This window comes from Pseudomonas fluorescens, assembly GCF_002837185.1.
GTDB lineage: Bacteria > Pseudomonadota > Gammaproteobacteria > Pseudomonadales > Pseudomonadaceae > Aquipseudomonas > Aquipseudomonas fluorescens_AM.
This window is the reverse complement of sequence record NZ_KZ478000.1, coordinates 90833-117337: the sequence shown is the minus strand read 5'-3', so window position 1 is coordinate 117337 and position 26505 is coordinate 90833. Positions and strand designations below refer to the sequence as shown.

General features: G+C 58.0%; 25 protein-coding genes and 2 pseudogenes. 17 read left to right on the top strand and 10 right to left on the bottom strand.

Annotated elements, in window-relative coordinates; all coding sequences use genetic code 11:
* The first annotated feature begins 272 nt into the window (after nucleotides 1–272).
* The 6 genes from CIB54_RS16550 to CIB54_RS16525 all read left to right on the top strand — a co-directional run bounded on the left by CIB54_RS16550 (nucleotide 273) and on the right by CIB54_RS16525 (nucleotide 7860).
* Entirely contained in the window at nucleotides 273–2006 is a 1734-nt protein-coding gene (locus CIB54_RS16550) for an OPT family oligopeptide transporter (RefSeq protein ID WP_101220315.1), read from the top strand.
* 160 nt (nucleotides 2007–2166) lie between these two features.
* Nucleotides 2167–2568: an InvB/SpaK family type III secretion system chaperone gene (locus CIB54_RS16545; protein ID WP_101220314.1), complete on the top strand. Its 402-nt coding sequence runs from the start codon at nucleotides 2167–2169 to the stop codon at nucleotides 2566–2568.
* Nucleotides 2569–2617: 49 nt separating this feature from the next.
* The gene (locus tag CIB54_RS16540; protein ID WP_101220313.1) at nucleotides 2618–4204 is read left to right on the top strand and encodes a hypothetical protein; all 1587 of its coding nucleotides are present in this window, start codon (nucleotides 2618–2620) and stop codon (nucleotides 4202–4204) included.
* 24 nt (nucleotides 4205–4228) lie between these two features.
* Entirely contained in the window at nucleotides 4229–5182 is a 954-nt protein-coding gene (locus CIB54_RS16535; protein WP_101220312.1) for a hypothetical protein, read from the top strand.
* 154 nt (nucleotides 5183–5336) lie between these two features.
* Nucleotides 5337–6752 (top strand): amino acid permease, encoded by a 1416-nt coding sequence (locus CIB54_RS16530; protein WP_101220311.1) that lies wholly within the window; start codon nucleotides 5337–5339, stop codon nucleotides 6750–6752.
* Between the two features lie 22 nt (nucleotides 6753–6774).
* Nucleotides 6775–7860: a choline metabolism transcriptional regulator GbdR gene (locus tag CIB54_RS16525; protein ID WP_101220310.1), complete on the top strand. Its 1086-nt coding sequence runs from the start codon at nucleotides 6775–6777 to the stop codon at nucleotides 7858–7860.
* Between the two features lie 75 nt (nucleotides 7861–7935).
* Here the strand turns inward: CIB54_RS16525 and CIB54_RS16520 are convergent, their stop codons facing one another.
* A complete protein-coding gene (locus tag CIB54_RS16520; protein WP_101220309.1) occupies nucleotides 7936–9702 on the bottom strand; it encodes a S8/S53 family peptidase in 1767 nt (588 codons plus the stop codon).
* Between the two features lie 131 nt (nucleotides 9703–9833).
* Between CIB54_RS16520 and CIB54_RS16515 the strand changes: the two genes are divergently transcribed.
* The 5 genes from CIB54_RS16515 (at nucleotide 9834) to CIB54_RS16495 (ending at nucleotide 13922) form a co-directional block, all read left to right on the top strand.
* The gene (locus CIB54_RS16515; RefSeq protein ID WP_101220308.1) at nucleotides 9834–11288 is read left to right on the top strand and encodes an MFS transporter; all 1455 of its coding nucleotides are present in this window, start codon (nucleotides 9834–9836) and stop codon (nucleotides 11286–11288) included.
* Between the two features lie 102 nt (nucleotides 11289–11390).
* Entirely contained in the window at nucleotides 11391–12122 is a 732-nt protein-coding gene (locus CIB54_RS16510; RefSeq protein ID WP_101220307.1) for a BPL-N domain-containing protein, read from the top strand.
* An 82-nt stretch (nucleotides 12123–12204) separates the two neighbouring features.
* Nucleotides 12205–12924: a hypothetical protein gene (locus CIB54_RS16505; protein ID WP_101220306.1), complete on the top strand. Its 720-nt coding sequence runs from the start codon at nucleotides 12205–12207 to the stop codon at nucleotides 12922–12924.
* Nucleotides 12925–12986: 62 nt separating this feature from the next.
* On the top strand, nucleotides 12987–13571 hold the full coding sequence (locus CIB54_RS16500) for a hypothetical protein (protein ID WP_101220305.1): 585 nt from the start codon (nucleotides 12987–12989) through the stop codon (nucleotides 13569–13571).
* Nucleotides 13572–13688: 117 nt separating this feature from the next.
* The gene (locus CIB54_RS16495) at nucleotides 13689–13922 is read left to right on the top strand and encodes a hypothetical protein (RefSeq protein WP_065952879.1); all 234 of its coding nucleotides are present in this window, start codon (nucleotides 13689–13691) and stop codon (nucleotides 13920–13922) included.
* A 60-nt stretch (nucleotides 13923–13982) separates the two neighbouring features.
* On the opposite strand, the gene CIB54_RS16490 is transcribed toward CIB54_RS16495, so the two are convergent.
* From CIB54_RS16490 to CIB54_RS16470, 6 genes and pseudogenes are all read right to left on the bottom strand, one after another.
* Nucleotides 13983–14705, bottom strand: a complete 723-nt coding sequence (locus CIB54_RS16490) for a hypothetical protein (RefSeq protein WP_101220304.1) — start codon at nucleotides 14703–14705, stop codon at nucleotides 13983–13985.
* Nucleotides 14706–14800: 95 nt separating this feature from the next.
* Nucleotides 14801–15619, bottom strand: a complete 819-nt coding sequence (locus tag CIB54_RS16485; RefSeq protein ID WP_232790559.1) for a tetratricopeptide repeat protein — start codon at nucleotides 15617–15619, stop codon at nucleotides 14801–14803.
* Between the two features lie 310 nt (nucleotides 15620–15929).
* On the bottom strand, nucleotides 15930–16625 hold the full coding sequence (locus tag CIB54_RS16480) for a DUF1963 domain-containing protein (RefSeq protein WP_101220303.1): 696 nt from the start codon (nucleotides 16623–16625) through the stop codon (nucleotides 15930–15932).
* A 30-nt stretch (nucleotides 16626–16655) separates the two neighbouring features.
* Nucleotides 16656–18011, bottom strand: a pseudogene (locus tag CIB54_RS16475) (methyl-accepting chemotaxis protein); the annotation flags it as partial.
* A gap of 228 nt (nucleotides 18012–18239) precedes the next feature.
* Entirely contained in the window at nucleotides 18240–18833 is a 594-nt protein-coding gene (locus CIB54_RS27300; RefSeq protein WP_157829723.1) for a hypothetical protein, read from the bottom strand.
* Nucleotides 18834–19327: 494 nt separating this feature from the next.
* Nucleotides 19328–19783, bottom strand: a complete 456-nt coding sequence (locus tag CIB54_RS16470; RefSeq protein ID WP_101220302.1) for a hypothetical protein — start codon at nucleotides 19781–19783, stop codon at nucleotides 19328–19330.
* A 411-nt stretch (nucleotides 19784–20194) separates the two neighbouring features.
* Between CIB54_RS16470 and CIB54_RS16465 the strand changes: the two genes are divergently transcribed.
* Nucleotides 20195–20989: an aminoglycoside phosphotransferase family protein gene (locus CIB54_RS16465; RefSeq protein WP_101220301.1), complete on the top strand. Its 795-nt coding sequence runs from the start codon at nucleotides 20195–20197 to the stop codon at nucleotides 20987–20989.
* A gap of 149 nt (nucleotides 20990–21138) precedes the next feature.
* Here CIB54_RS16465 and CIB54_RS16460 read toward each other — a convergent pair whose 3' ends face one another.
* The 3 genes and pseudogenes from CIB54_RS16460 to CIB54_RS16450 all read right to left on the bottom strand — a co-directional run bounded on the left by CIB54_RS16460 (nucleotide 21139) and on the right by CIB54_RS16450 (nucleotide 22860).
* Nucleotides 21139–21588 (bottom strand): hypothetical protein, encoded by a 450-nt coding sequence (locus CIB54_RS16460; protein WP_101220300.1) that lies wholly within the window; start codon nucleotides 21586–21588, stop codon nucleotides 21139–21141.
* A 210-nt stretch (nucleotides 21589–21798) separates the two neighbouring features.
* A pseudogene (locus tag CIB54_RS16455) lies at nucleotides 21799–22044 on the bottom strand (transposase domain-containing protein); the annotation flags it as partial.
* Between the two features lie 195 nt (nucleotides 22045–22239).
* Nucleotides 22240–22860: a hypothetical protein gene (locus CIB54_RS16450; RefSeq protein ID WP_101220299.1), complete on the bottom strand. Its 621-nt coding sequence runs from the start codon at nucleotides 22858–22860 to the stop codon at nucleotides 22240–22242.
* Nucleotides 22861–23138: 278 nt separating this feature from the next.
* Here CIB54_RS16450 and CIB54_RS16445 point away from each other — a divergent pair, with 278 nt between their 5' ends.
* The 5 genes from CIB54_RS16445 (at nucleotide 23139) to CIB54_RS16425 (ending at nucleotide 26486) form a co-directional block, all read left to right on the top strand.
* Entirely contained in the window at nucleotides 23139–23543 is a 405-nt protein-coding gene (locus CIB54_RS16445) for a hypothetical protein (RefSeq protein ID WP_232790558.1), read from the top strand.
* A gap of 153 nt (nucleotides 23544–23696) precedes the next feature.
* Entirely contained in the window at nucleotides 23697–23975 is a 279-nt protein-coding gene (locus CIB54_RS16440) for a hypothetical protein (RefSeq protein WP_101220298.1), read from the top strand.
* A 294-nt stretch (nucleotides 23976–24269) separates the two neighbouring features.
* Nucleotides 24270–24830, top strand: coding sequence for a GNAT family N-acetyltransferase (locus tag CIB54_RS16435; protein WP_332871791.1), 561 nt, complete (start codon nucleotides 24270–24272; stop codon nucleotides 24828–24830).
* Between the two features lie 210 nt (nucleotides 24831–25040).
* A complete protein-coding gene (locus tag CIB54_RS16430; RefSeq protein WP_101220296.1) occupies nucleotides 25041–25757 on the top strand; it encodes a class I SAM-dependent methyltransferase in 717 nt (238 codons plus the stop codon).
* Between the two features lie 303 nt (nucleotides 25758–26060).
* Nucleotides 26061–26486, top strand: coding sequence for a hypothetical protein (locus tag CIB54_RS16425; protein WP_232790557.1), 426 nt, complete (start codon nucleotides 26061–26063; stop codon nucleotides 26484–26486).
* Nucleotides 26487–26505 lie beyond the last annotated feature (19 nt).

Genomic DNA, 26505 nt, shown 5'->3' with positions numbered 1-26505 from the left:
ATGGGCCATCCATGGCCCAGTGCGGCTAACCCGGCGTCCTGCCGGGTTACCCACGGATTCAAGCCTGCGTTCGGCCAGCGTGGTTTAACGGGGCGCCTAAGATCTAAAGCAGATCAAGATCAAGAGCGGCTCGCTTCGCATCGTGGTTAGCGTTGGGGGCTACAGCGTTGTGTAGATACCTATGGCTATCGGGGCAAGCCGAATCGATGAACCTTCGTGTCTTTCAGCGCTCACTTATGAGGTGGCACTGTTTTTCGTCGAAAGGAATCTGCATGCATCCCATCGCGGCAACCACCCCCGTAGAACGTGAACTCAGCCTGCGCGCGGTCATCACCGGCATCCTGCTCGGTATCCTGCTCACACCGTCCAATGTGTACGCCGGCCTCAAGATCGGCTGGTCGTTCAACATGTCGATCATCGCGTTGCTGATCGGCTACGCGATCTGGCAGGGCCTGGCCAAGCGTTCTGCTGCACCATTGCCGTGGACGCTGCACGAAAGCAACATCAACCAGACCGTCGCCTCGGCCGCCGCGTCGATCATTTCCGGCGGGCTGGTCGCGCCCATCCCGGCCTACACCTTGCTCACGGGCAACCAACTGGAGGCGATCGCGATGATCGCCTGGGTGTTTTCCGTGAGCTTCCTGGGTATCTGGATCGCATGGTACCTGCGGCCCTCGTTGCTCAACGACAAGGCACTGAAGTTTCCCGAAGGCATGGCCACCCTGGAGACCCTGCTGCATATCTACAACCACGGTCACGAAGCGGCGACGCGCTTGAAAGTGTTGCTCGGCGCCGCGTTGCTGTCGGGGTTGGTCAAATGGGTGGATACCTTCCTGTGGGCGTTCCCGCGCTGGTCGCCGACGGCCCAGCTCGAACGCCTGACGTTTACCACTGCCCCGTCGCTGTTGTTGCTCGGTTTTGGCGGCATCATCGGCATCCGCGTAGGCCTGACCTTGCTGCTCGGCGCCTTGCTGGCCTGGGGCGGGCTGGGGCCCTGGCTGTTGGCGCACGGGCTGGTGGACGTCGCGCCGGGCAGCAGCGGCCCGCAATTCGCCGCACTGGTGGAGTGGCTGCTGTGGCCGGGCGTGAGCCTGATGGTCTGTTCTACCCTGGCGTCCCTGGCCATTCGCTTGTGGGCATTGCACCGAACCACCCGCGCGGACGGCGGCACACCCTGGACCCTGCCGAAGCCGGGCCCGGCTGCCGGGTTTGCGCTGGCGATCATCCTGGTCGTGAGCCTGCAGGCGTTGCTGTTCGGCATCAATCCGTGGATGGCGCTGCTCACCATCCCCCTGGCCATCTGCCTGGCCGCCGTGGCCGCGCGCGTGGTGGGGGCCACCGGCATCCCGCCGATTGGCGCGATTGGGCAATTGTCCCAGCTGAGTTTTGGCATCGTCGCGCCGGGACAGGTGCCGATCAACTTGATGAGCGCCAATACCGCCGGCGGTTCGGCCGGGCAGTGCACCGACTTGATGAATGACTTCAAGGTCGGCAAGGCAATTGGCGCCACCCCTCACAAGCAGGTGATCGCGCAGATCCTGGGGATTTTTGTCGGCAGTATCGTCGGCGTATTCGCCTACCTGGCGCTGATTCCCGACCCACAGACCATGCTCCTCACCGAGCAATGGCCGGCCCCAGCCGTCGCCACCTGGAAAGCCGTGGCGCAAACCCTGACCCACGGGCTGGACTCGTTATCGCCGAGCATTCGCTGGGCCATCGGCATCGCGGGTTTGATCGGCGTATTGCTGGGTGTGCTTGACAGCACCTTGCCTGCGCATCGCAGCCGCTACCTGCCAAGCGCTGCCGCCCTGGGGTTGGCGTTTGTATTACCGGCGTCCATTTCGCTGATGATGGCTTTGGGAGCGGTGCTGACCTGGTTGGTCAGCTGTCGTTGGCCAAACCTTACCGAGCGTTTTGCAATTACTGCGGCGGCCGGGCTCATTGCAGGCGAGAGCATCACTGGCGTGGGGGCTTCCTTGTGGCAAATGATGGCGCAGGCGGGTTGATACGCGAATCGCGCTCCCATTGCCCGATGGAACTGTTGGTGGACGGCCGCCACTCATGTTTCGCCTCTCTCACATTCTCCGAGCGCGGCGCCAAGGGATAACTCAGGGACGCCAGTTATAACTCCAGAAGCAAGGCTGCTTACGCTTGAGGGCATGGGCTGTGAGTTCTGATATTGCGAAAACACTACGCGAAACCTTATTGGACCTTGGCGTACGCCCAGAACAAATCGGCTACTTTGATCGCCACTCGTCAATCGCGCTCAACTTTAAAATGATCAGCCCGATCATGCTCACTGCCGACCATCATGGCGTATGGATGTGGAGTGAGTTGAAAAATCTGAACAGCGCCACGCTGAATCTCCATGCGGAAAAACTGCTGCTTTTACTGCAGCACGCGTTGCCATCGGTGGTGACCGGCCAGCCCGTGTTGGGCAAAGGTCTGCGCGGTTACGAAGTCAAGGCCCTGCTGGACGATGCGTGCATGGGCTCAGCCAAAACATTGCAAGTCGCATTGGACGGGTTTTTCAATCTGATGACATCACTGCACAGCATTGTTGAATAAACCGTCGCGACGACACTTGCCACCTTACTCAAGACTACAGGCAACCACTATGCTGATCACGAATGATAGCGTCCCCAGCGCGGCGGCCGAGTTACAGGCTAACGCTGTTAACCAGGTGTTGAAGAATGTCGAGTTTGTGAAGAACTTCGACTATATAAAAAACAAACCTATTGAAGTCACTTCCAACGCCCTGCCCACCGTGACGCTCAAAGCCGACGGGCAGGAGCGCCCGGTCAGTTTTCTTTACGGCGGCACGCAGGTCGCGCAAATCAGAAACGGCGCTATTTATAACGCCGTGATTGACAGTGATATCGTGGAAAAACACTCACAGGACCGTATCGCGCCGGGCAAGGCGTCAATCAAGGACGGTGCGCTGAGCCTGGGTTTGAACAGGTTCAGGATCGCGGGGCCGGCTGAAACCGAAACCCAGAAGACCCTTACCCGATTGCGTGGCATCCCCGATCCAGAGCAGCGTAGAGCTGAGCTGACCAAGCTGGTCACCAACGGCTCGACGCAAGGTGCCGAAGGTTCGATGAGGCTGAAAATGGTCAACGACCCGGTACGGCGCGCGTTCGAAAGCTACTATGCCAAGCATGCCCTGCAAGATTATTTCCGCTCGCCGGATACCTATAAAACGTTTGTCGATATCTCAAACAACCAGGTCGATTACATCAAGAACAACTACGTGTCTGCGCAGTTGTTCGAGAAATACGAGGCGGCTTGGAAAAACCAGAGTTTCGACACAAGCATCGTCGGTTTGGATCAACTCCAGGGCTTCTACACGCGTGCCGAGAAAACCTTGGAAACCTTGAATATCTCGCCCGAGGCCAGGACGGCCTTGTTTGATATCTACAAACACCGGTATTTGAGTTACGCACTGAAGAATGAACCGGACGTCGAGGCAAAACTCCCGGCGGACCATTGGGACGGCGTGTTTGATCCCATCAAGGCACCCGGAAAAGGCCGTATTGAACTCAACGCTCGAGAAGGTAATTTGTTCAGGCAGGCAGACAGTCATAACGTTGGTATCTTGCGAAATATTGATGCGACACCCGCAGACCTGCGCCTGAATGACCCTTTCAATATCCAGTATGAAAACGATTACCAGAGCCAGTTGCTGGCCAGTGCCAGCACCCGTTGCCCCGACAGGCTTGAGATGCAGGATCCCGAGCACCCGGATGCATCCAAACCGGGTTCTTATCTGAAGACGTTTTTTGAAAAAGGCACAGGGACCTACGTCAACGGTCCGTCGGGTTCGATTGTGATCGAACAGGGGGCGGTGCGTGCTTGCAAGGATGTGCATGCCAATACCCGCCCGGACGACCTTGAAACCTATTTGGCCATTCAAGCCTTGCTGTTCATCTACGTGGATGGCGGGCATTCGATGGATGAAATCTCATACGCGCTGACCCATCCGACCGTGCAGGACAAACTGCGCCAGACCTTTTCCGAAAAGCCCGGCTTCGAGCACATCGGCGACAGGCTTTTCCTGAATCACGGCGCCCTGGAAAATGCCGCCAAGGACGCTGCGGTCTTCAATGATGCGCTCAAGGCCAAGGACGCCGTGCATCAACACATCACCCATGGCAACCCGGCGGGCCAGGCCGCTCAGACAACCACCCATGCGTTGGCGTAGGCACAGACCGTCGCGGCGAGAAACGTGCTCTACAAGCCCGGCGACGTCCTGACCCAAGAGCTGGCCGGTGCCGCCAGCGTCTTGCACCGTGTGGTGTCGAACCTGAGCCCGCAGCATCAGGGCATGCTGGGTGCTCATTTACTGGGGCAAGGCCGGCTGTTGGCGGGGAAAACAACGGACGACTTGCTGGCTGCATTGGCGCGCGCCGGTAGCGGGGCGGCAAGCGCCACTGATAGAGCGGCGGCCATCGCACTGATGGGCGATATCGGCGGGTTTTACACCACCCCCGGCAACGCAGACCAGGGGCTGATGACGGCGCTCAACCGTCAGCTTCAGGCACAGGGGCTGGAAGTGCCCGATGCCGCCGCCGTCCAGCGCATGCGGGAGCAGGGCGGCTCTGCGGTGGTAGGCCCGGATAAGCGCGCTGAACGAAAAGTCCGTCCGTTCAATTCGCCTGCCGACATACCTTTTCGAGCGGGCGTGCATAACAGCGGGCTGGAGGCGGATAAGGCGCTCAATGTGCCGGCATCCGAGCGTATTCCTGATAATCGCTGGGCGGTCTTCGATATCGGCACGGCCCGCATCAAGGAAACCACCGAGCCGCTTGTCGGGCATATGTCAGCGTCTCCGGTCGAGATTCTACAGGCCTGGGACATGCTGCGCGGAGTGAGCGCGAGCGATCAATACGTGGGCGCGCTGCCTGGTCAGGATAGTAGCAGGCTCACGCCTATGTCGGATTTGACACCGGCCGAGCAGGACCAGCGTTATGCGCGTGCGGCTGGGGCCGGCGCGTTTTTGGTCGGCTTGGGCTATCACAGCGCCGTCGAAGTGCTTGAGGGAACGCTGGTTTATACCGGGCAGAGCATCAGAGGCGAAGGCACGCTGGACCCCTCCCAGCGCGACTCCGCGCATGTCTTCGGGCACGGTGCGGCCACCGAACTCATGAGCGAACTATTCAAGGCCGGTACCGCAGCCTGAGGAGCGGTCGCGGGTGCAGACGCCGGTTCGCCAGTCGCCGCAGCCGATCGGCAAATGTCGAGATCAGACACGATGATGGCGTGCTCAGGCTACTTTGGCCCGGCGCAGCGCCCTTAAGGTGAGGGGCATTGGTCGCCTGAGAACAACAAAAACAATGAATAGCCTCAATTCCAACGATTCCAACGATTCCAACGGTCAGCTGGCGCAGGGTTTCAAACCGCGCCACGTCACCATGTTGTCCATCGCAGGCATCATCGGCGCGGGATTATTTGTCGGTTCCGGCCATGCCATCGCAGCGGCGGGGCCGGCGGTGTTGCTGGCGTATCTGTTCTCCGGCCTGCTGGTGGTGCTGGTGATGCGCATGCTTGGGGAAATGGCGGTGGCACGTCCCGACACCGGTTCCTTTTCAACCTACGCCGACCAGGCGATCGGCCGTTGGGCGGGCTTCACCATCGGCTGGTTGTATTGGTGGTTCTGGGTGTTGGTGATTCCGATCGAGGCGCTGGCTGCAGGTCACGTGCTCAATCAGTGGTTTCCTCAGGTCGATGCGTGGCTGTTCGCCTTGTTGTCGATCATCCTGCTGGTGATCACCAACCTGTTCAGCGTGGCCAAGTATGGTGAGTTCGAGTTCTGGTTCGCGATGGCCAAGGTCATCGCCATTATCGGGTTTATCGGCCTGGGTTTCAGCGTGCTGATGGGCTGGGTGCCTGATCACCAAGCCAGTGGCTTGAGCCGGTTGATGGAGGAGCACGGCGGTTTTGCGCCTAACGGTTTGTCGGCGGTGGTCGGGGCGTTCATTACCATCATGTTCAGTTTTATCGGTACCGAAGCGGTGACCATCGCCGCGGCCGAATCGAGCAATCCTGCGCAAAACATCGCCAGGGCCACGCGTTCGGTAATCTGGCGCATCGGCGTGTTCTACCTGTTGTCGATCTCGGTCGTCATTTCCGTGGTGCCCTGGAACGATCCGCTGCTCGCGTCCGTGGGTTCCTATCAGCGCGCGCTGGAGCTGATGAACATCCCCAACGCCAAATTCATGGTCGACGTGGTGGTGTTGATCGCCGTTGCCAGTTGCATGAACTCTTCGATCTACATTTCCTCGCGCATGCTGTTCTCCCTGGGTAAACGCGGCGACGCGCCTCGCGCCCTTAAACGCACCTCCGTGGCGGGCGTGCCCAGGGCGGCGGTGATTGCCAGCACCATCATCGGCGCGGGGGTGACGCTGCTGAGCTACTTCATGCCCGCCGGCCTGTTCCAGTTTCTGCTCGCCAGTTCAGGCGCCATCGCGTTGCTGGTGTACCTGGTCATCGCCATCTCGCAACTGAGAATGCGGCGCTTGCTGCTCAGGCAGAACGTCGAGCTGGCGTTCCGTATGTGGCTGTTTCCCTGGCTGACTTACCTGGTGATCGTGTTCATCTGCGCAGCATTGGCCGTGATGATGGTGACGCCGGAGCATCGCACGGAAGTGTCCTCGACGATTGGCCTGGCCTTGCTGATCTCCTTGATTGGCGTGGTCACGGCGCGCCAGCACGGGCAGTCGACCAAGACCGTTGTGGTTGAGCCCTCTTGAATACCAGTGCTGAGTATCGGTGATGGAAGCTGACGCGCCTGCCTGCAAGACCCTCGGCTTTTTGCTGCTGGACCAATTCACCCTGATATCGCTGTCCTGTGCGGTCGAGCCCTTGCGCATGGCCAATCAACTGGCCGGTGAAGAGCTCTATCGCTGGCGCACCCTCAGCCTCAACGGTGAACCGGTATGGGCGAGCGACGGGGTGTCGGTCACACCGGATGCGGTGGCGCATGAACAGCGCGAACTGGATGCCGTGATCGTCTGTGGCGGCGTGGGCATCCAACAGGCCGCCACACCCGCCCACATCACCTGGTTGCGCAGCCAGGCGCGTCTGTACTGCAACCGCCTTGGCGCGGTGTGCACCGGCAGTTGGGCGCTGGCCAAGGCGGGCCTGCTCGATGGCTTCCAGTGCAGTGTGCATTGGGAACTGATGGCCTCCATGCAGGAAGCCTTTCCCCGTGTCACGGTCAGCGCCAGCGTCTTCTCCCTCGATGGCAACCGCTTCACCAGTTCAGGCGGCACCGCCCCGTTGGACATGATGCTGCACCTGATCGGCCGCGATCACGGGCATGAACTGTCGGCGGCGATTTCCCAGATGTTCGTGTACGAGCGCATCCGCAATGAGCGCGATACCCAGCGCGTGCCGCTCAAGCATCTGCTGGGCACGCAACAGCCCAAGCTGCAGGAAGTAGTGGCCTTGATGGAAGCCAACCTGGAAGAACCCATCGACCTCGATGAACTGGCCGCCTACGTTCAGGTGTCGCGGCGCCAGCTGGAGCGCATGTTCCAGCGCTACCTGTACTGCACGCCGTCGCGCTACTACCTCAAGCTACGCCTGACGCGGGCTCGCCAGTTGCTCATGCAGACGCCTCTATCGATGGTCGAGCTTGCGGCGATCTGCGGCTTCGTGTCCACGCCGCACTTCTCCAAGTGCTATCGGGACTTCTTCGGCGTGGCACCCAGTGACGAACGCTCGGACATGCGCCTGCGCCTGCCGATTACGCCGCGCCCTGTGGCCAGGCCGGGGGCGCCGGCGAAGCCGAAGAACATACTGGAGCAGGCTCGGGAAGAATCCACCTTCGCCAGTGTGAAGATTCAGCGGCGTTGACGTGTGCGGTGCCGGCTGCGCTAGCCTTGGTCCAGGCGGCGAAACTATGACGTTGCCGCCGCCCTCGGCCCGCCATTACCGCACCCGCGTACGACTCTGCACCGCCAGGTCCAGCGCCTTTTGCATATCCAGCCGCGCCGAGCGTCCGACATCCTTGTCATTGAGCTGGTAATTGCGCTCCGACGGCAGGATCGGTGCCGTGAGGTCCTGGGCGTCGCTGCGTTCGAAGTCGTGATTATCGCCGATCGCCAGGGCGCTGCGGCGTAACAGCGTGCGCAGTTGTTCGGGCTGCAGTTGCGGGTTGATCGACAGCATCGCCGCCAGCAGGCCCGCGACCATCGGCGTGGCGTAGGAGGTGCCGCAATGCACGGCGCCTTCCTGGTCGGCGCCCGGCGTGGACGCGTGGGCACAGGCGGCGGCGGTGATGTCGACGCGCATGTCCACGTTCGAGGAGCTGCGCGTGACGGCGTAGGCCGGATCATCGACGGCGACGCCATCGCGCTCGTTACGCTGATGCCCACCCACCACCAGCAATTGCTCGGTGATGAACGAGGAGGGCAGGCGGTACTCGTCGCTGCCCGAGAAGGCCGAACCGTTACCGGCGGAGTTCACCACGATCACGTCGGGGTGTTCCTTGCGCAGCCACAGGAAAAACTCTTCGAGCAGTTCTTCGTAGCCGCTCATGGCTATCCCCGAGCGCACCAGCGAGTCGACGTCATGGCCGTTGACGTCCTTGGTGCCGACGCGATGAATGCCCCAGCTCCAGTTGAGCACGCGTACGCCGTCCTCCACGAGGTTGACCGACGCGGCGATGTTTGCGGTAATTCCGGCATCGGAGTTGCGCTCGACAATCACATCGAAGCCCCCGCCGGCCTTGTCCAGGCCACGCAAAAAGCCGGTGTTGCCACCGTTGTTCCAGCCTGCCGCAAGGATGCCGGCGACGGTGGTGCCATGGCTGTCCGCTGTACCCGTATCGCCGGCGTAGACGCAGGTGCGCCGGGGCGCGCAGGCGCCCAGGTAGTCTGCGAAATCGGCTGTGTCGAAATCCACGCCGCGCTCGATCACCCCAATGCGCACCGGTTGCGCGACGATGGGCGCGTGCTGGCCCGGAATGCGCCGCTGGTAATACGCCACGGCATCGAGAAAGCGGTTGGCGGCCCATTCGTCGGAGTCGGGCGACGGCTTCTTCGGCGCTTCACGACGAGGGGCGGCTTGCTCGGCCTCTTCGGCGGCCGACTCTTCGATGACCACCGCATCGACGCTGGTCTCGCTGCCCAGGCGCAGCACCAGGGCGTCGCGCTGTATCAGGTCGGTGGCCGGCAGGCGCAGCTGAAAAACGTTCAGCGGCGCGATACTGCCGACCACCGTCGCGCCGTATTTGCGCGCCAGGCGCTCGGCTTCCTGGCGTCCCTCCTGGTCTTCTTCGATCAGCACGCTGACCAGATCGACATAGGTGGTCAGGCCGTCCATGTTCTTCGCCACTTCGCTGGGCCCGGCGGCCACCACCTGGCTGTTGCGCAGGCTCAGCCAGGCGGCGTTGCTGGTGCGCGGGCCGTCTTCAAGCCACAGTGGGCCGCTCTGGTAGCGGCGGCTATCGAGGCGCAGGCGCAGTTGGTCGCCGTCGCGCTTCACGGCGTCTTGCGGCAAGACCTGGCCGCCCAGTTTCAATTGCGCAGGGGCGGCGCCCAGGCCACGCACGCGCAGGCACCAGTCCTGCTGTGCGTTCTCCAGCAGGTCACCGCAGCGTTTCAGCTGTTCCAGGCGCAGGGGTTCCTGGGAAGCGAGCGCCGTACCGGCGGCCAGGCTCAACAGCATCGTGAAAGCAGCAGGGTTCAGAGGCATCAGTGGGTTCCTTGCCGGGGCTTGATAGTGCGACTGCGCCATCCGCCCCTTCGTTCAGCGCAACCACGTTGAACTCCCTCTCAAAACACTCACTCATAACTGACAAGGCAGTTCACATAACGGATGTGACAATGACCCCACCCCACTCAAATACCCCTGGCGCGCTGTTCGAAACCGACCTGCCCGCACGCCTGGATCGGCTGCCCTGGGGCCGCTTCCACAGCTTGCTGGTGTTCGCCCTGGGCATTACCTGGCTGCTCGACGGCCTGGAAGTGACCCTGGCCGGTTCGGTGTCCGGCGCGCTGAAAAGCAGCACCGGCCTGAATTTCAGCAACGTCGACATCGGCCTTGCCGGGGGCGTCTACATCGCCGGCGCGGTGCTGGGCGCGCTGCTGTTCGGTTGGCTGACCGACCGTCTGGGGCGACGCAGACTGTTCTTTATCACGCTGTGGCTCTATGTGGGCGCCACCGCGGCCACGGCGTTTTCCTTCAACCTGGAAAGCTTTCTGTTGTTTCGTTTCTTCACCGGCATGGGCATCGGCGGGGAATACACGGCCATCAACTCGACCATCCAGGAATTCACCCCGGCGCGTTATCGCGGCTGGGTCGACCTGACCATCAATGGCACCTTCTGGCTGGGCGCCGCCCTCGGTGCCGGCGGTGCCATTGTGCTCCTTGACCCGCAGATCGTCGGCGGCGACCTCGGCTGGCGCCTGTGCTTCGGCATCGGTGCCGCGTTGGGCCTGGTTATTCTGGTGATGCGCCTGTGGCTGCCGGAAAGCCCGCGCTGGTTGCTGATCCACGGCCGCCACGCCGAAGCACAACGCATCGTCGACGGCATCGAGGCGCGCCTGCGCGAACAGGGCCATGCGCTTGCCCCCGCCACCAGCCCGCCGCTGCGTCTGCACGCCCGCGACCACACGCCCTTGGCGGAAATCTTCCACACCCTGTTCGTCAGCTATCGTCGTCGCGCCCTGGTCGGCATGACCCTGCTCACCGCCCAGGCATTCTTCTACAACGCGATCTTTTTCACCTACGCGCTGGTGCTCACCGACTTCTACCAGGTACCCGCCGAGCGCGTCGGCTGGTACGTGCTGCCCCTCGCCCTCGGCAACTTCTGCGGGCCGCTGTTGCTCGGGCGGCTGTTCGACGTGATCGGTCGACGCGTGATGATCAGCTTTACCTACGCCACCTCCGGGGTGTTGCTGGCGCTCAGTGGCTATGCCTTCCAGCAAGGCTGGTTCGACGTGACCCAGCAAGCCATCGCGTGGATGGTGATTTTCTTCTTCGCCTCGGCAGCGGCGAGTTCGGCGTACCTGACCGTGGCAGAGACCTTTCCCCTGGAGATACGCGCGCTGGCGATTGCGGTGTTCTACGCATTCGGCACGGGGCTGGGCGGGATCATCGGACCGACGCTGTTTGGCGAGCTGATCCAGACGCAACAGCGCGGCAGTCTGTTGATTGGCTACCTGATTGGTGCGGCGCTGATGCTCATCGCCGCGGTGGTGCAGGCAATTTGGGGCGTGGCGGCTGAACGCAAGGCCCTGGAACAGGTGGCGCGGCCATTGTCGCAGGCGGCTGAGTGAGGGGCATTCAAGCGACGGTTGCTTACAACTGTTAACGGTTTTCGCGGGCTATTCGATTTAGGCTGTGGTACGCGAATCCCATCTGCTACAGAGCGCACCCCCATGAACCTGCACGCTATCGCTGCCACGCTTCTCGTTCTCGCTGCCGCCCAGGCGCACGCCGCCACGCCGATCACCCATGTGGCAATCTACCGGGGCCCGGCAGGCTGTGTCGATTGTTCGCAAAACGTCAAAGCGGCGCTGCTGCGCCTGGACCCGCATTACCAGATCGATTTTGTCGGCGCCGGTGAACCGGTCGACATCACCCCGCAAACCCTCGCGCGCTACGACCTCTACGTTCAACCGGGAGGCGGCCAGGACATCCCGGCCGCGCTGGACAGCCTGGGCGACGCACGCGCCGATGCCATCCGCGATTACGTCGCCGGGGGCGGGCGCTACCTGGGGTTGTGCATGGGTGCCTACCTGGCCGATGACAACAACCTCGGCTTGATTACCCAGGACCTCGACAGCGAAGCAGGCCGGCCAGGCTTTGAAGTGAGCGGCATCGAAGACGCCGCCGTGCGCGTCACCTGGGACGGCAAGCCGGATACGGTGTTCTACCAGGATGGCCCGTACTTCCCCAAAGCCACCGCGACCTCCGCGTATACCACCCTGGCGACTTACCACAACGGCGATGTGGCGGCCGCACGTTACACCTACAAAAAGGGCGTGGTGGTGCTCAGCGGTCCCCATCCGGAAGCCGGGCAGGCGTGGTTCGAGGAGGCCGACATCCCCCTGGACAAGATGCCGCGCGGGGACCTGTTCGGCACGCTGATGCGCAGTGTGCAGGAGTAAGGCTTGCGCGCCCGAGCGGGCTAAAGATCGAGCCCTCTGCGTCGATAACCTCCGTGAACCCGCCAATCATGGACCGATTGAAATGTCACTCTCCGTCAGCGCTGCCCCTATAGCCCCAGCCAACACGCGCCTTGCGCCTTCCGAGCAGACACTCACGCCCCAGGCGCCGTCCGGGGCTGCGAGCCAGGCCTTGGCAAACGCCGGCCCGGCGGCCGTCTACCATCCCAGCGAAGCCGCCCTGGCCCTGCGCGGACCCGTGCAGGTCATCGACACCTGGGTCGGCCGCTCCGAATCACCTGAGTTTCCTCGCTTTGCCGAGCGTTTCAATGGTGCACAAGCGGTGCTGAAAAGCGCCTTCACCACGTTCGAATCAACCTTGGCCAGCACCGCGCCCGACCTGGCCGCAACCGATTATGGCTTTACCGTCGAAGCCGATGGCCGCCTGAAAGTACTCGACAAGGCCGGTCAGCTAAGCGAAGCGAATATCCAGCGCCTCACCGATCTGCTCAACGGCGCCGCCGAGCTGAAAACGGCCGCCGTGGCCTACCGCAACGCCACCATCGACATGACGGACGCCAGCTCGCCCTGGTCCGGCAGTATCATGGGCTACTACAGCGTGACCAACGAAAACTTCGCCACATCCATCGACCTGGCGCCGTTGCTCAGAACCCATGACCCTTCGGACATTAAGGGCGCCAAGGATCGGTTTCTTATCACTCAGTTGGCGTACAAGGGCGAGCGGGCGACGGAGGAGACGGAGAGGGCGATGTTTGCGCGGCGTGGGGGGAGTCTCCAGGGCTGAGACAGGCATGATCAAATGATTCCAGGTTTTACTTTTCCAAAGCTGATTTATTAAGGCGTGTCATGGTAATTGCAATTTGTATAACTGCTGTTGTTTTCGGTATTTTCATAGTGCGCAAACTCTGCATGGGAAAGTATTCCCACGTATCAGCAATTTCATCGTTGTTAACTTTTTTGGTTGCAGTGGCGGCGGCAGGTGTTGCTTACAATCAGCTGAATGAGTCAAGGGTTGCTGCCGCGAAGTCGATATACCGGGAGTATTTGAGTATGGCGTTATCCCATCCGCAGTTTTCGGCCGCCTCCTATCCGTTCAATGACCCTAAACTCTATAGCCTCAAGGCCGGCAAAGACCTTGAGCAGTACGAAAACTATGTCGCTTATCTGATTTTTTCGGCGGAGGAGGTTCTTGAGGTTGACGACTTAAGGGCGCAGCGTGGGTGGTGTGAAACTATACGAGATCAGTTCAAATACCATGCGCTTTATCTGAACAGCCCTATGGCTAATGCCATGCAATACTCCGGGGTTGTCGATAAGTTGGTCAGGGAAGGCATCAACATGTACCTGCTTGAAAAAGAAGTTGATGCTCCAAATGGAAGTCCCGCGGCAGGGATAATGCTTGAGCAGCTGCGAAGCGATTGCCAGCCGTGACGCTGCGCTGGCGCATTTGAAGGGCCGAAAGCGGCCCCTTTCTTCGCCAGCCGGTTTACCATGCTCGCCCCGGCAGTGGTTACACGCGCTACCGACCTCATTCTTAAAGGTACCGCCATGTCCATCGACCAAATCTCCCTGCCCAAAGGCGTAGGCCCGCACGCGGCCAAACTCCTTGACGCCATCACCGGCGCTGCCACCCACGAAGAACTCAACCGCGCCGGCGGCAAGGCCGAAGGGTTCGTGCTGGGCCTGGAATCCACCAAGGCCATCAAAAGCCAGATCGCCGAGGCGTTGTACGTGGCCTACGATGATGCGGCGAGCAATCGTGCCGGCGAGTTGAAGGGCTGAAGGTACGCCGGTCCTGATGCCGGTTTTTTCCGCCATCAGGGCCCCCACTCAAGGCAACGCTCACGTTGTCTGCCGGTCCTTGCAGTCCACGGCCAGCTCGGTGAGGGCGATCATGCGCTCGTAGCGCACAATCATGAATTGCACGTAGCAGCACATTACGAAGAAAAAGGTATTGGTCGCCGCTATCGCCAATAACCACTCCGTACGCTCGGCAATGCCGACCCTGACCAGCATATCGTCCAGACTTGAAAGGGCGACGATGAGCGCCAATAAGCCCGGGAGAATGCCGACCTTCTCCAGCGCGCCCGTCACCATATGCGTGCGTTTTTCCAGGCTGTCGCGCTCGCTTTTAAGTTCCAGCGCACCCAGCTTCAACGTCTCGCGCGAGAGGGCTGCCAGGTCCGGTAAATAGCGAGCCTCTACCTGCATCAGGGTTTTGACGTTCAATTCCAGCAAATTGGCGAAGGGCGCAGTGATCGCTTTTTTCAGCGAGTGGCGGTAGAGCAACACCCCCAGCAGCGGGTAGAAAAACATCGCCAGGTAAGATACCGCGATCAGTCCCGCACTCACGTTGTACAGCCAATAGGCTTGAGCCCATTTGCCAATAATGGTCAGCGGTATGGCCAGAATCGACGGCCCGACCAGGGCGAACCTGAAGTAGGCTCTGTCGAGCCGGGCATCCTTGCCTGCTCGAGTTTGCTGGCGTTTGTTGCGCAGCGCTTGTTTGTAGGATCGTTCGATCTCGGCGTTGATTTGCAGGTATTTTTCGATTTCGGCGGACATTGGTTTTCCTTCGTGCCTGCTCGGAGATAAGCGATCACATTTCTGAAAATCAGGGTCAGACCGGCATTATTCAAATCGGGTCGACTCGATTTTCACTAGCCTTCCAGCGTTCGCAGTTTTTCCTCGAAGTAGCGGATTTGCGCAACGTCTTCGGGGTCGACCTGCCTGAGTATCTGGAGCGCTTTTGTATAGGCCTCGCGCGCCTTGGCGGTGGCGCCTTCAGCCTCGTAGACCCGTGCAAGGTTGAAGTAGCGCAAAATTACTTTGGGGTGGTTCTCCCCGAACGTTGCGCGGTCACTGTTCAGCGCCTTGGTCAGGAAGGCTACAGCTTTGTCGTACTGACCCAGGCCGCGATAGGCGTCGCCGAGGTTGTTCCAGCGGATGGCGACCGTCGGATGCCGGGGGCCGTGCAGGGCCATGTCGATGTCCAGTGCCTGCTGAAAAAACGGCAACGCGGCCTGGTGGTTGCCCTGGAGGTTATAGGCATTGCCCAGGTTGTTCAGTGACACGGCGACCGAAGCGTCGTGGTCTCCCACTATTCGCTTTCTCAGCGCGAGATTTTTGCGCAGGTTTTCGAAGGCCTCTTCATATCGGCCCAGTTTGCTCTGCGCGGTACCGATGTTGTTATAGGTATCGGCAATCAGCAGGTCATCTGCGCCCAGGACCGCGAGGCGCATTTTCAAGGCTTTTTCATAGTAGCCAAGGGCAATGTCCAGATTGCGTTGTCGTTCGTGCAAATAACCGAGGTTGTTCCAATAGGTCGCCTGTTGTGCGATGGATACCTGGCCATTCTGTTGAGCCGCCTCCAGTGCCTGGGTAACCAGGCGGATCGCGGTGCGGTCATCGCCCAGCGCGGAGACTGCCAGCGCCTTGATATTCAAGACCTCGGGGTTGGCCGGGTCGGTTTGAAGCACGCGGTCCGCTTCCTCAATCGTCGCCTGGTATTGTTGTGCTTCGAAGAGGCTTACCGCTTTGTCGCTCGCAGCCACTGTGGCGGCGTCGGCGCAACACATCATGACGAGCAGTGACCACGGTAATAGAGCTTTCAGTCCATGAAGGTGCATGAGGGGCCTTTCAACGATCCGTTATTTGCATGGATGCTAAGGCGCTCATGGTTTACAGACAAATTGTTTAAGTCTGTTTTTGGAAGAACGCAGCCGCATTTGTAGACATTGGCTCTCCTTCATGCGGGCTCGCAGACAGGTGCTTGCGCTTCCCCTAGTCTCAGTAAAAATCATAATAAAACGCCCATTCCCCAGTCTCGACGTGCTTCCAGAACATCAGGCTTCCGTTGTCGACCACATTCAGATTGATCTTCGCATCCGACGAAATCTGGAAGACAAACTCGAAGCCTTCGCCCGGATCTACCCCTGACTGGCAAAACGACGGATAGCCGCCGATTTTGTGCTCGTAGGTGTGAGTGACCAGGTCATAGTAGCTCTGTAGTTCACCTGCGCGTTGCAGCTCGAGTATCGCCTGCTCAACATCAGCCGGCACACCGCCACCATCCCACAGCGGAAAGTCCTCCGGCACAACCTGGGCGTTCAGCGCGAAGGCTTTGAGAAACGCACCCTCCACCGGCAGCACTTTGCGCACCAACACATCCTGTGGCCCGTATTCGCGGATCACCCAGTTGTCGCCCATGGGCTCAAAGGGTTCGGGAAACGGGTTCGAAATAAATACCGTCAGCACACGCACTCCCGTCAGTAACGGGCTGATGAAGGGCAGGGCGGGCAGGTAGAGCTGGGCATAGGGCAGCAACGGTTGCCCTGCCTGATTGACCGGCACGCCTTCATCGGGACGGAACAGGAAGACATTACCTAGCCAGCTTTCTTCGTCGCTACCGAGAGGGCGGAAGCCCCCGGCGGTGAGTTTCAGTGTGGGGCGGGCCAGGTAGTGTTTGATTTGTTGGAGGTCCATGGGGGAGGCGTCCTTGCTATCAGCTATTAGCTAGGCACTCAGGCGTGCCGTCACTTCATTCAACTGCCCAGACAACCCGTGAAGGTTGTGACTTGCCGCTTCGGTGCGTTGCACATTGTCCAGGTTGGTACTGGCAATCGAGGTGATTTCGGTGAGGTTGCGCGAGATGTCTTCGGCCACAGACGTTTGCTCTTCGGCGGCGGTGGCAATCTGACGGTTCATGTCGCGAATGGCTTCTACCGCATGGGTGATGCGCTCCAGCATGGCGCCGGCCTGATTCACTTGCGCGACACTTTCTTCACTGCGCGTCTGGCCGCTTTCAATCGCCTTGGCCGCGTCTTCCGCGCCGGTTTGCACGGTCTGGATGATCTGATTGATCTCGATGATCGATGTCGCCGTACGCTGAGCCAGGCTGCGCACCTCGTCTGCGACTACGGCAAAACCGCGGCCTGCGTCACCTGCACGGGCCGCTTCGATCGCAGCGTTCAGTGCCAGCAAGTTAGTCTGTTCGGCGATGCCGCGAATGACCTCCAGCACCTTGCTGATGCGACCGCTGTCGGTTTCCAGACGACGAATAACGGTGGCGGTGTTGACGATCTCGCCACGCATCTGGGTGATGGTGTGAATGGTATTGCTCATGACTTTTTCGCCCTGCTGCGCGGACTGGTCGGCATCATCGGCCGCATGACGTGCCACTTCCTGGGCGGTGGCGGACATTTCGTTCATCGCCGTCGCCACTTGATCGGTACGGTTGAACTGCTCGTTGGTGCCGCTGGCGATGAGGCCGGCGATGGCGCTCAGCTCGCCACTGGCGCTGTCCAGGTCATGGGCGCTGCGCTGCAGGCGGCTGAAGGTTTCGGCAAGAAAATCGCGCAAAGTGTTGGCGGCCACGGCCAGTTTGCCTAACTCGTCTTCCCGGGCGCTGGCCACGCGTTCGGCAAATTTGCCGCGGCTCAGTTGCTCCACGTAGTCGATCAGCTTGCGGATGGGGTCAACCAGGTTGCGGTTGATCAACCAAAGGCTCAACAGGCCGATCAACAGCCCCGAAGCGAGCATCACGACAGTGCCCACCATCACCGTGCGCTCGGCTGCGGCGTTGATCAGCATCGATTGCTCGGTGCCCTGCTTGCGCAGTTCGCTGACCAGTTCGCTCATCTGATCGCTGGTGGCGCGGTCTACACCTTTGACGGCGGCGTCGCCTGCGGCGGGGTCTGCACCGGCGGCGATATAGGCATCGCGACCTTTCTGGTAACCGCTGCCCAACTGACGGTGTTCGTCACGCAGACGTTCGATGCGAGCCTTGAGTTGGTCGTCCAGGCCTTTCTGGCTGGCCAGTTCGCCGAGGATCCCCTGCACGTCGCGCTGACGGTCTTCGAATTGCTTCCAGCGTGAAAACGGGGTCAGACCACGATTAATAATAGTGGTCTGACCCCTGTTTTCTGTTTTTCTCTTCAAGGCTGGAGTTGTTCTGGTCTGTCGATTGACCGCATTCGGCCGAAAGCTGCCGCACTTGTGTCATTCGATCCCATCATTAAAAGCAAATCGCCGAGCCGTTGTACGTGATGTACAACGATTCGGCGAAGATGGTTTAATGTGGTCTGACCCTGATTTCCCTTACGATACTGATTTAACTCCAGCCCAATAAAAGCCGGACATAATGGCGAACGATATAAAGGAAGCAATCCCATAGGACTTCCAGCTAAATCTAGCGAACAGCAATACAAACCTGAAATATGAGATAGTGGCAATAAGTATTGACGGTAGAGCTATTGCGAAGCAAAAAAAGCCAGCAGCCACTGGTCCAAGGCTGCTTGCTATTTGTTTTGTGGATAAAAACAAAACGGTTCCTAGAAACCCGCCAAGTGCCTGTTCTCCCAAGAAATTTGAAATGGCCGGAAAATTAATTTTTGCATCAGCAGCTGGCAAAGCCAAGAAACTAACAAGCCAGCTTTCCTCGCTGAAACCAATTTTATTTGACAGATAGGGGAATAGTAAAAGAACGCCGCCTAAACAGTTCATCATAACTGCTGAAAAGAAAATTGCACTGCCATTTTTAGATAATGAATAAATCTGGAAAAATAGCACATCCTGAATGGCTAAAAAAAGCAGAACTACAATTGCAATCAATATCCCCCACGGTCCATATGCACCATCCAGCGATTGCTGATTATTTTCTGAGACATCAGCTGGCTGATTATTAGCTTCCATACATACACCTTTATTGATTTTAATATTAAAGGGGAAAGCCTATCAGGCTCCCCAAGCGGCGAAAACCTAGAGGGTGGGGTGGGCCTGGAAAATCCATCAAACCGATCAAAAAAAGCAAATCGCCGAGTCGTTGTCTGTAGCCTACAACGGCCCAGCGAGTATTCAATCTTTTGAATTAAACGCTGGAAAATCACCCAGAAAAAACGGGGTCAGACCACGATTAATAATAGTGGTCAGCCCCCTGTTTTCCTTTGTTCGTTTCGGCGCGTTGCAAAGCCACCGAAAGCGTCGGAATGAATACAACGCAAAGCGATTCCGTCATCTGTTGCTTGCCTCAATTTTGCGAGAAGGCCAAGAGCATCCATCGTCTGATGCCAGTTTTGGGTCGATTGCGGCCTCGTGCGGCAGGTAGATAGATCGGCACTCATGTTAAATGGCCGACACAAGAAAAGCCCACTTTGCGGGCCTTTTCGTACGCGGGGTAAAAGTGCTAATTACTTGTTCCGCAGTAGCACATATGCTTCACCGCCGTTGCGATCATGCTGAAGAATAAAGTTGTTGTCCTGGATACGCACCTTCGATGGCACACGATCTGCAACCGGCGTTTGCGAGTAAGTCTGCGCGGCGCTCAGCAGTTGGCGGGTCAGACTGTCGTCGGGTTGCTTCGGAGTGGTAACGACGCATTCCTTTTCGGAAAGTTGCACGGCGAGGTTTTTGTCTGCGGTGAAGCCGATGCGCGTGAAGCCCATGTCCTGGAGGTCGTTGATGCCGAACCGCTTGGCCGCTTCAGCAGAGCCGGCGAATGAGGGGGCGGTCTTCAGACAGATGTCTACGAAGGCTTCGATGGCCTTGGACGTGACAGGGATCGATACGCTTGGCGTTGCAGTGGTACAGCTGGCGAGCACTAACAGGCTGGACAAGGCGAGTGTGCGGAACAAAGTATTGGACATGAAGCGGGATCCTTCCATTGGAAATTCGGAGTGCAGGCGTGGGCTGAGCGGCGCCAGAACGGAACGCCTGTGAATGGTAAATTAAAATGGAGTACGGGGTTTACGACTTTGTGAACCACGGCGCTTGCTGGCAGTGCGCTCGCGACGTGAACGGGCGTGCGCCTAGGCCAGTCTGACGACGGTCGGCAAATTCGGTTACCAGCAGATTGCATAACAGCGACAGGCAATAGCCCCTTGATTTCAGTAAGTGCTGAACGGCTGCTATGGGTCGATAGCAGCGCTTCATTACAGGCTACTATCGATCCAAAGCGGCCGGTCGGAGAAGGCAGCAGCCCGCCAAAACCAGACGTTTAGTCTCACGTCTCAAGCATTCATAATGCTGCTCCGAAAAGTGCGAAAGTTAATGAATTCATGTTTGATCAATACTTGAAACGATGGGAACTGACCATCGACGGTGATGCTTTCGCCTCGCTGAATGGACATCTACTGCCCGTTCGCCACCACGGCCTACCAGCCATGCTCAAAATTTCGCAAGCGCTGGAAGAGCGGGCAGGCAATCTGCTCATGGCTTGGTGGGACGGTGAAGGAGCAGCTCCAGTGCTGGCACATGACGGTGAGGCCTTACTCATGGAGCGTGCGAACGGCTCGGTCTCCCTGGCGCACATGGTGAGCTGCGGCCAGGACGACGAGGCTACTCGTATTATCTGTGCGGTGGTCCGCCGCCTCCACATACCAAGTACAAAACCGCTGCCTGCTTTGGTCCCCCTGGTTAACCGGTTCGAAGCCTTATGGAGCGCAGCGGCAACGCACAGAGGAGTCTTTGAACAGTGTGCAGAAACCGCCCGCCAACTTCTAGGCGCACCTCGCGAAGTCACGGTACTGCATGGCGACATCCATCACGGAAATGTCTTGGACTTTGGCGCCAAGGGATGGCTCGCTATCGATCCTAAGGGACTGTACGGTGAGCGCGGCTTCGATTACGCGAATATTTTCTGCAATCCGGATAGCAAAAGCGCTTTGGCTCCAGGGTGTTTCGAGCGCCGTATAGGGGTCGTGGCACACGCCTCCGAAATTGATCGCCACAGGTTGTTGCAGTGGGTGCTCGCATGGGCGGGGTTGTCAGCAGCCTGGATGCTCGAGGACGACATTGAGCCGGATGCCCCCCTTGAGGTGGCGAAGCTTGCAGCGTTGGCGCTCGGTTTGTGAGTTTTACGGTAGGGCTAGGCCAGAATACTTTTCTGTCAACCTTGGGTTGCGATAGCTAATGATCTCGATAGACTACTTTTGGCCGTTTTCTGCCCATCGCTAGAGGCAGAAAACGACCCAAAGCGGACTTTGAAAGCCAGGCCTCCACCTCAGTCACTGCTGCTGCCCATCAGAATCCATCGCTTTCCATGGGCTTGGATATCGAAGGAAAAACCCGAGTACACCGGATTAGCCGGATGGCCCTTAACAAGCAAGAATGAAGTGATGGCTTTGGCTTGGTCGAGATTCACAGAAGTAAACAGGGACTTGGCCAGCTCTAGGATTTCTGAGCGTTTTGCAGCCAGGTCTATCGGGCCGTAGGCGTCATCACCCGGGTGCAAAAGTAGTTCTAATGCTTCGCGACGTGCTTTGCTTGGAGACACGCTAGTCTGGTTACTCACGATGGCGTTTTTGCTTACGGAGTGGGCCAGTTGCTCTTCAAGTGTCCGGTCCAACTCAAAAGGCCCGTAGGTATTTATCCAGACAGTATAGTTGTAGCCCTCCAGGAGATCCTCAAGCCTGAGGATTTCGTTTGGCCGGGAGTCTGTGACGATGCGCATGGTGGTTCCATCCAGCCGCTAGTGGACCGATATTCTGAGGCAACGCCAATTAGAACGGTAGGGCATCGTAAAATATGCGGGCGAATGTCTGCTTTTGGCCGAAAGCGGTCCATTACGGCCGCAGCAGCCCTCTCTTCCAATTTCGATGATGAATTGGACGTGGCCTCCGTTCAGTCTTCGACATCCAACGAAGCATCATATCTTGCTTAATTAAACCGGTTGCCACTTATGCGGCAGTTGATCGATTTCACTCGCCCGCTGCGTCGGCAGGCGCGTGAGCACATTCTTCAAGTAAGCATATGAATCATGACTACTCAGCCGTGCAGACTGGATCAAACTCATGATCGCCGCTGCTCATTTGCCGCTGCGTAGCGACCCCGTAAAGAGCCAGTTCTTGCGACCCAATGCCCAAGGTCGGATCTGGTTCCCGCACCAATTATTGTCAATGGGTAGCGCTGCTGTCGACTTGGGGACATCAGATGCTTGAGCGGATGTTAAAAGCCCTGTACCTACTGTTTCAAGGTACGCATCTTCAAGGGCGGCTGTCGCGAGCCGAGCCGCCCGGGCGTTTCGGCCCTTCGGGCATTCATCCTTCACACCTACGGGCTTGGGCATGCGCGCACCGCTTGCGAGGGAACGCACCACTCCTCGTTAATCGGTAACCTGCGGGCAAGGGTTAAAAACCTCGGTTACGTCGAGTGTTGTATGCCACGGGACGGCAGTGCCTGACACCATTCCGCCTACGGTTTGCTGTCGACCCGACTTGCGCACATATCCGCCATCCGTCCCAGTGAAGACGTGCTGCCCTGGCTTCGTCAGATAATCAAAGAAACTGACTTTCACAGGCACATTCATTTGCCCACCCGGCGTGATGACGGCGAGCATGATCGCTCGGTCTTTGGTGAATACAACGAACGGTTCGACTCCAGTGCGACCACCAACTGTCTTCACGCACTGCACTTGTTCTGGGAGGATGCGTGCGGTTTCAGTGTAGGTGTGGTTGTTGTAGAGGCTGAGGATCAGGCCTTTGCTGGTCAACACCCCCAGGCCTTGAGTGGCTCTGCAGCTGCCTTCGCTTCCATATGGGAACAAGCACCAGTTCGTTTCCGACACGGCTTGAATATCCGATGGTGCAATTTTCAGATCGCGCTGGATTTGGGCTTTTGATTCCGGCGTGTCGTAAGGGATCATCACGCATCCACCGACTGTCACTGCTGCGATGAGGCCTATGGCCGCAGCTACGTTTTGAACTGATGATTTGAAGGTGTTCATTGTTCGCTCTCCTTGCTGTATTACCACCACTGTAAGGCTGTGGCGATTTTGGTAGCGAACCTTACGGCATGGGCGGCAAGCAGTCATCCTCGTGCTGATAGCTGGATCGATAGATGGCTTGACTGGACTCTTACATTACGGTGGCAAAATCGACGCACAACTGCCGGTCAGGACAGGCGGGACTCGGCCATAAGCAGACCGTAGCGATCAGAAACATTTGACGACAACGCGTCGTTCTCACACTCTGTTTGCCCCCTGTTTATTCACTAGGCTTCGATATGTCATTCGCAACCGTAGTGCTGCTCGACCGCTGGCCACAGCCAAGTACGTCGCCCGAACCCGTCGTGTTTGCCACCGACACGCAGCTATGTTTACGGTATTGCACCGCTGGGGAACAAATAGTTGTAATCCATTTTCCCCTGGTTAAAAAAATTCAGTTCGGCTCACCAAACGACGAGGCTTTGGGGGGACACCCGCTTGTTAGACTTGGCCTCAAGCATTACCAAATTCATCGAATAGATAATTCGCCTTGGCTAGCAGAGCTTGAGCAGAGAAACGCCATTCATCCGCGACACGATAAACAGCGGTTTCTAGAGGATGCCATCCATTATGTCTTTACGTTTCAAGACTCTACCCTGGAATGCATCGTAGTTGAGGGGGAGTTCTGGCATCCAAAAGTATAAGTCTTTACCTCGGAGCAGAAAGCCAGGGAAGTCTGGCGCGAACTGATAAATAACATAGATGCTTGATCCCAATCGTCACTTTTGCCAGACCGAGCGTTTATGTAATCTTACGAATTCACCAGCGCTCTCGCTTTTAGAATACGGGATCACTTTATGCAAACTGACCAGACCAGGCTACTCGCGCTCGCACTGCTTGAGATCAGGACATTGCTTGCCGATTATCTGGGCACAGATGTAGATGCTTCCATGAGCGTCCGTGTCGCGGCGCACATGGCTTACGCGCTTCACAATGAGGCGGAGGTTGCATACAACAACGTAGATTTTCAGATCGCCAATGCAAGCTTTAAAATCGCTGCAATCGATCAGATTCTTGGTGTCACTGACGGTGCCGCATTGTTGAGCAAATTTAACTTGGATAAAAGGCCGCGTTAGCCGAGGGCGGGTTCCGTTGCCCCATACCCTCAACCCTGGCGACAGCGGCGAGTTGCCCCTGCAGATGCCTGAAAAGCAAAAACACCTTCATGTTGACTCCGCAGCCCACTGGTGCACGTCATACCAATCACGCTCGCAGGTCGGCCGACTGCTTTGAGTCATTTTCAGCTGGTCACGACAGGCAAAAAACGGCCAGTAGCGTAGCTATCGCCAAGTAGTCTTGCGTGCGGATGGGCTAGGATGGCGTTGATGTAGCGATAGTGCATCTGTGGTCACAGTCGCGTATTGCCACTTATGAAAAAAGGACGTGAGATGCGAATTAATGTGCCCCCAAGCTCCGAGCATCCTGCAGTTTTCCTACGACAGCTAGAAAGATCGGACGCGAATGATTGGTATACATATCTCACGTTGCCAGAGGTGTTTGAACACACGAGTTGGGACTTGCATTCGATTGAGGACCTGTTACCCATGTTTGACGCATTCGATTCAACGTCTGTGGATTCGGTGCGGCGTCTGGCCATTGTTGACAATCATAGCCAGCAATTGGTCGGCACGATCGGCTTTCACACCCTCTCAAACGCCAACCAGACTTCCGAAATCGCCTATGACATCGCTCCATCGCACTGGGGAAAGGGAATTGCTAGCGCAGTATGCGACGCGGTTACGCGATGGTCCTTTTCCGCATACGGCTTTGTTCGTGTGCAAGCAACGGTTCTGCACACAAATGCACGCTCTGAGAATGTTCTCCGGCGTTGTCATTTTCAACACGAAGGACTACTGCGTTCTTACCGGATGGTCCGTGGGACACCTAGAGACTTTTTACTTTATTCGAGGTTGTCTACCGAACAGAGATGAGCATCTGGACGACCGCCTCGAGTCGGTTGCAGTCTTTCGCGACAGGCAAAAACCGACCCAAAGTGACTGTCAGCAACGGGCAGAATCAGCTCAAGCAAACAGCAATTTTTTGAGCCACGCATTCCTTGCAGGAATGCGCCATATAAAATTAATGAATTTTTATTATTGCTGTGTCTGGCTTAGCTTGATTTCAGGACATGGAGAACCGCCTTGAAATCATCCCCTCTTAACTTAGCCGAAAAATTTGATACCTCACGAGCCAATGAGTACGGACGACAGAGCCGAATTGCGCTAGCTGGATATGACGCCTGCCAAGACTTGGCTGCGTGTATGCTGGCGGCAAGCCTGGGCAATACAAGTTCGGCAAAAATACTGGTCGTTGGCGCTGGCGGTACGGCGCAGGAAATTATTGCGATGGCCAAGCTAGAACCGAGTTGGCGCTTCACGGCCGTTGACCCATCCGAGCCAATGCTGGAGGCAGCGAAGCAGCAGTTAGAGGCAAACAACTTGCTTGAAAGAACGTCCATGCATCTTGGGCAAGTTGAAGACCTGGCAGCAGACGAGTCATACGACGCAGCGACCTTGATCGGTGTACTCCATCATCTCAATGGAGATGAAACCAAGCGACAAATTTTACGATCCATTCGGGCTCATCTAAAACCGGGTGCGCCGCTGATTGTCGCGGGGAATCAATACGCTTATGCCAGCCAGCCTTTATTGCTTGCGGCCTGGGGGCAGCGGTGGCGGCAGCATGGAGCCAGCGCGGATGAAGTGAAGGTCAAGCTTGGGAAAATCCTTCAAGGCGCTGATCCTCCACATTCCGAGGCGGCGGTTCAAAAACTCTTGCATGAAGCCGGGTTTGGAGACGCTACCCGTTTCTTCAGCAGCCTTTTCTGGGGGGCGTGGTTGTCGTGCAAAGTGGTCTGAACATGGTCGCGAATGACTGCTTCTGGCCGGTTGCTGCACGTCGCGAACGGCAGAAATCGGCCAAATGCGGCCATTGCACAATCTAATAAACCATGGGCAATTCAGCTTAATTTCAAGTCTGGTCAGACGCTCGTTCTTCTCACTTATTGCTTGACTCATTGTGATTGATCAGGCCTGTTAACGCCGCCTCTTCCGCCATTAATAATGGAAATTATGAAGCCTCTTTACCTGTGTTTAGTTCTGTTGCTTGCAGGCTGCGCCCCAGCGCCGAAGTACCGTGTACCTGCGGGGGCGCCCCAGGCGATGATCCGCAGCGAACTGGTCTCTATGGAAAATTATCGAAACGGCGTGACTCTGGTTCAGGCGCCTGCCATCGGCTGCAAATACGGCAGAACCGTGGCGACTGAGTCCGGAATGGGGAAGCAGCTGGCTTCCGTTTATAAAAATGTCTCGACGCCGGAGGGGTTTTTTCCCATTGAAGCCGGCAAGCCGCTGCACTTGGAAATGCGAGGCGTGGCCAATGCCAATCGCTCTTGCAGCGTAGCGTTTGTCAGCGAATTTGCGCCGGGCGCACGCTATGTGATCAAGGGAGGGATTGTCGATGCCCCGGGCTCGCTGAGCCGTTGTTACATTGAAATATTCAATATCGATTCGGGCGTACGCGTGCCCACGGCCGGTGAGCCGAAAATAGAACGTACTTGTGCGTTGGACCGCTTACCGACGCTGTAGGGAAAAACGGGGTTAGGCT

Excerpts from the sequence above, each read along its gene's own strand:
- CIB54_RS16550 (WP_101220315.1), top strand. The coding sequence starts at position 273 with ATGCATCCCATCGCGGCAACCACCCCCGTAGAACGTGAACTCAGCCTG.
- CIB54_RS16540 (WP_101220313.1), top strand. The coding sequence starts at position 2,618 with ATGCTGATCACGAATGATAGCGTCCCCAGCGCGGCGGCCGAGTTACAG.
- CIB54_RS16530 (WP_101220311.1), top strand. The coding sequence starts at position 5,337 with ATGAATAGCCTCAATTCCAACGATTCCAACGATTCCAACGGTCAGCTG.
- CIB54_RS16525 (WP_101220310.1), top strand. The coding sequence starts at position 6,775 with ATGGAAGCTGACGCGCCTGCCTGCAAGACCCTCGGCTTTTTGCTGCTG.
- CIB54_RS16520 (WP_101220309.1), bottom strand. The coding sequence starts at position 9,702 with ATGCCTCTGAACCCTGCTGCTTTCACGATGCTGTTGAGCCTGGCCGCC.
- CIB54_RS16515 (WP_101220308.1), top strand. The coding sequence starts at position 9,834 with ATGACCCCACCCCACTCAAATACCCCTGGCGCGCTGTTCGAAACCGAC.
- CIB54_RS16510 (WP_101220307.1), top strand. The coding sequence starts at position 11,391 with ATGAACCTGCACGCTATCGCTGCCACGCTTCTCGTTCTCGCTGCCGCC.
- CIB54_RS16505 (WP_101220306.1), top strand. The coding sequence starts at position 12,205 with ATGTCACTCTCCGTCAGCGCTGCCCCTATAGCCCCAGCCAACACGCGC.
- CIB54_RS16500 (WP_101220305.1), top strand. The coding sequence starts at position 12,987 with ATGGTAATTGCAATTTGTATAACTGCTGTTGTTTTCGGTATTTTCATA.
- CIB54_RS16495 (WP_065952879.1), top strand. The coding sequence starts at position 13,689 with ATGTCCATCGACCAAATCTCCCTGCCCAAAGGCGTAGGCCCGCACGCG.
- CIB54_RS16490 (WP_101220304.1), bottom strand. The coding sequence starts at position 14,705 with ATGTCCGCCGAAATCGAAAAATACCTGCAAATCAACGCCGAGATCGAA.
- CIB54_RS16480 (WP_101220303.1), bottom strand. The coding sequence starts at position 16,625 with ATGGACCTCCAACAAATCAAACACTACCTGGCCCGCCCCACACTGAAA.
- CIB54_RS27300 (WP_157829723.1), bottom strand. The coding sequence starts at position 18,833 with ATGGAAGCTAATAATCAGCCAGCTGATGTCTCAGAAAATAATCAGCAA.
- CIB54_RS16470 (WP_101220302.1), bottom strand. The coding sequence starts at position 19,783 with ATGTCCAATACTTTGTTCCGCACACTCGCCTTGTCCAGCCTGTTAGTG.
- CIB54_RS16465 (WP_101220301.1), top strand. The coding sequence starts at position 20,195 with ATGTTTGATCAATACTTGAAACGATGGGAACTGACCATCGACGGTGAT.
- CIB54_RS16460 (WP_101220300.1), bottom strand. The coding sequence starts at position 21,588 with ATGCGCATCGTCACAGACTCCCGGCCAAACGAAATCCTCAGGCTTGAG.
- CIB54_RS16450 (WP_101220299.1), bottom strand. The coding sequence starts at position 22,860 with ATGAACACCTTCAAATCATCAGTTCAAAACGTAGCTGCGGCCATAGGC.
- CIB54_RS16445 (WP_232790558.1), top strand. The coding sequence starts at position 23,139 with ATGTCATTCGCAACCGTAGTGCTGCTCGACCGCTGGCCACAGCCAAGT.
- CIB54_RS16440 (WP_101220298.1), top strand. The coding sequence starts at position 23,697 with ATGCAAACTGACCAGACCAGGCTACTCGCGCTCGCACTGCTTGAGATC.
- CIB54_RS16435 (WP_332871791.1), top strand. The coding sequence starts at position 24,270 with ATGAAAAAAGGACGTGAGATGCGAATTAATGTGCCCCCAAGCTCCGAG.
- CIB54_RS16425 (WP_232790557.1), top strand. The coding sequence starts at position 26,061 with ATGATCCGCAGCGAACTGGTCTCTATGGAAAATTATCGAAACGGCGTG.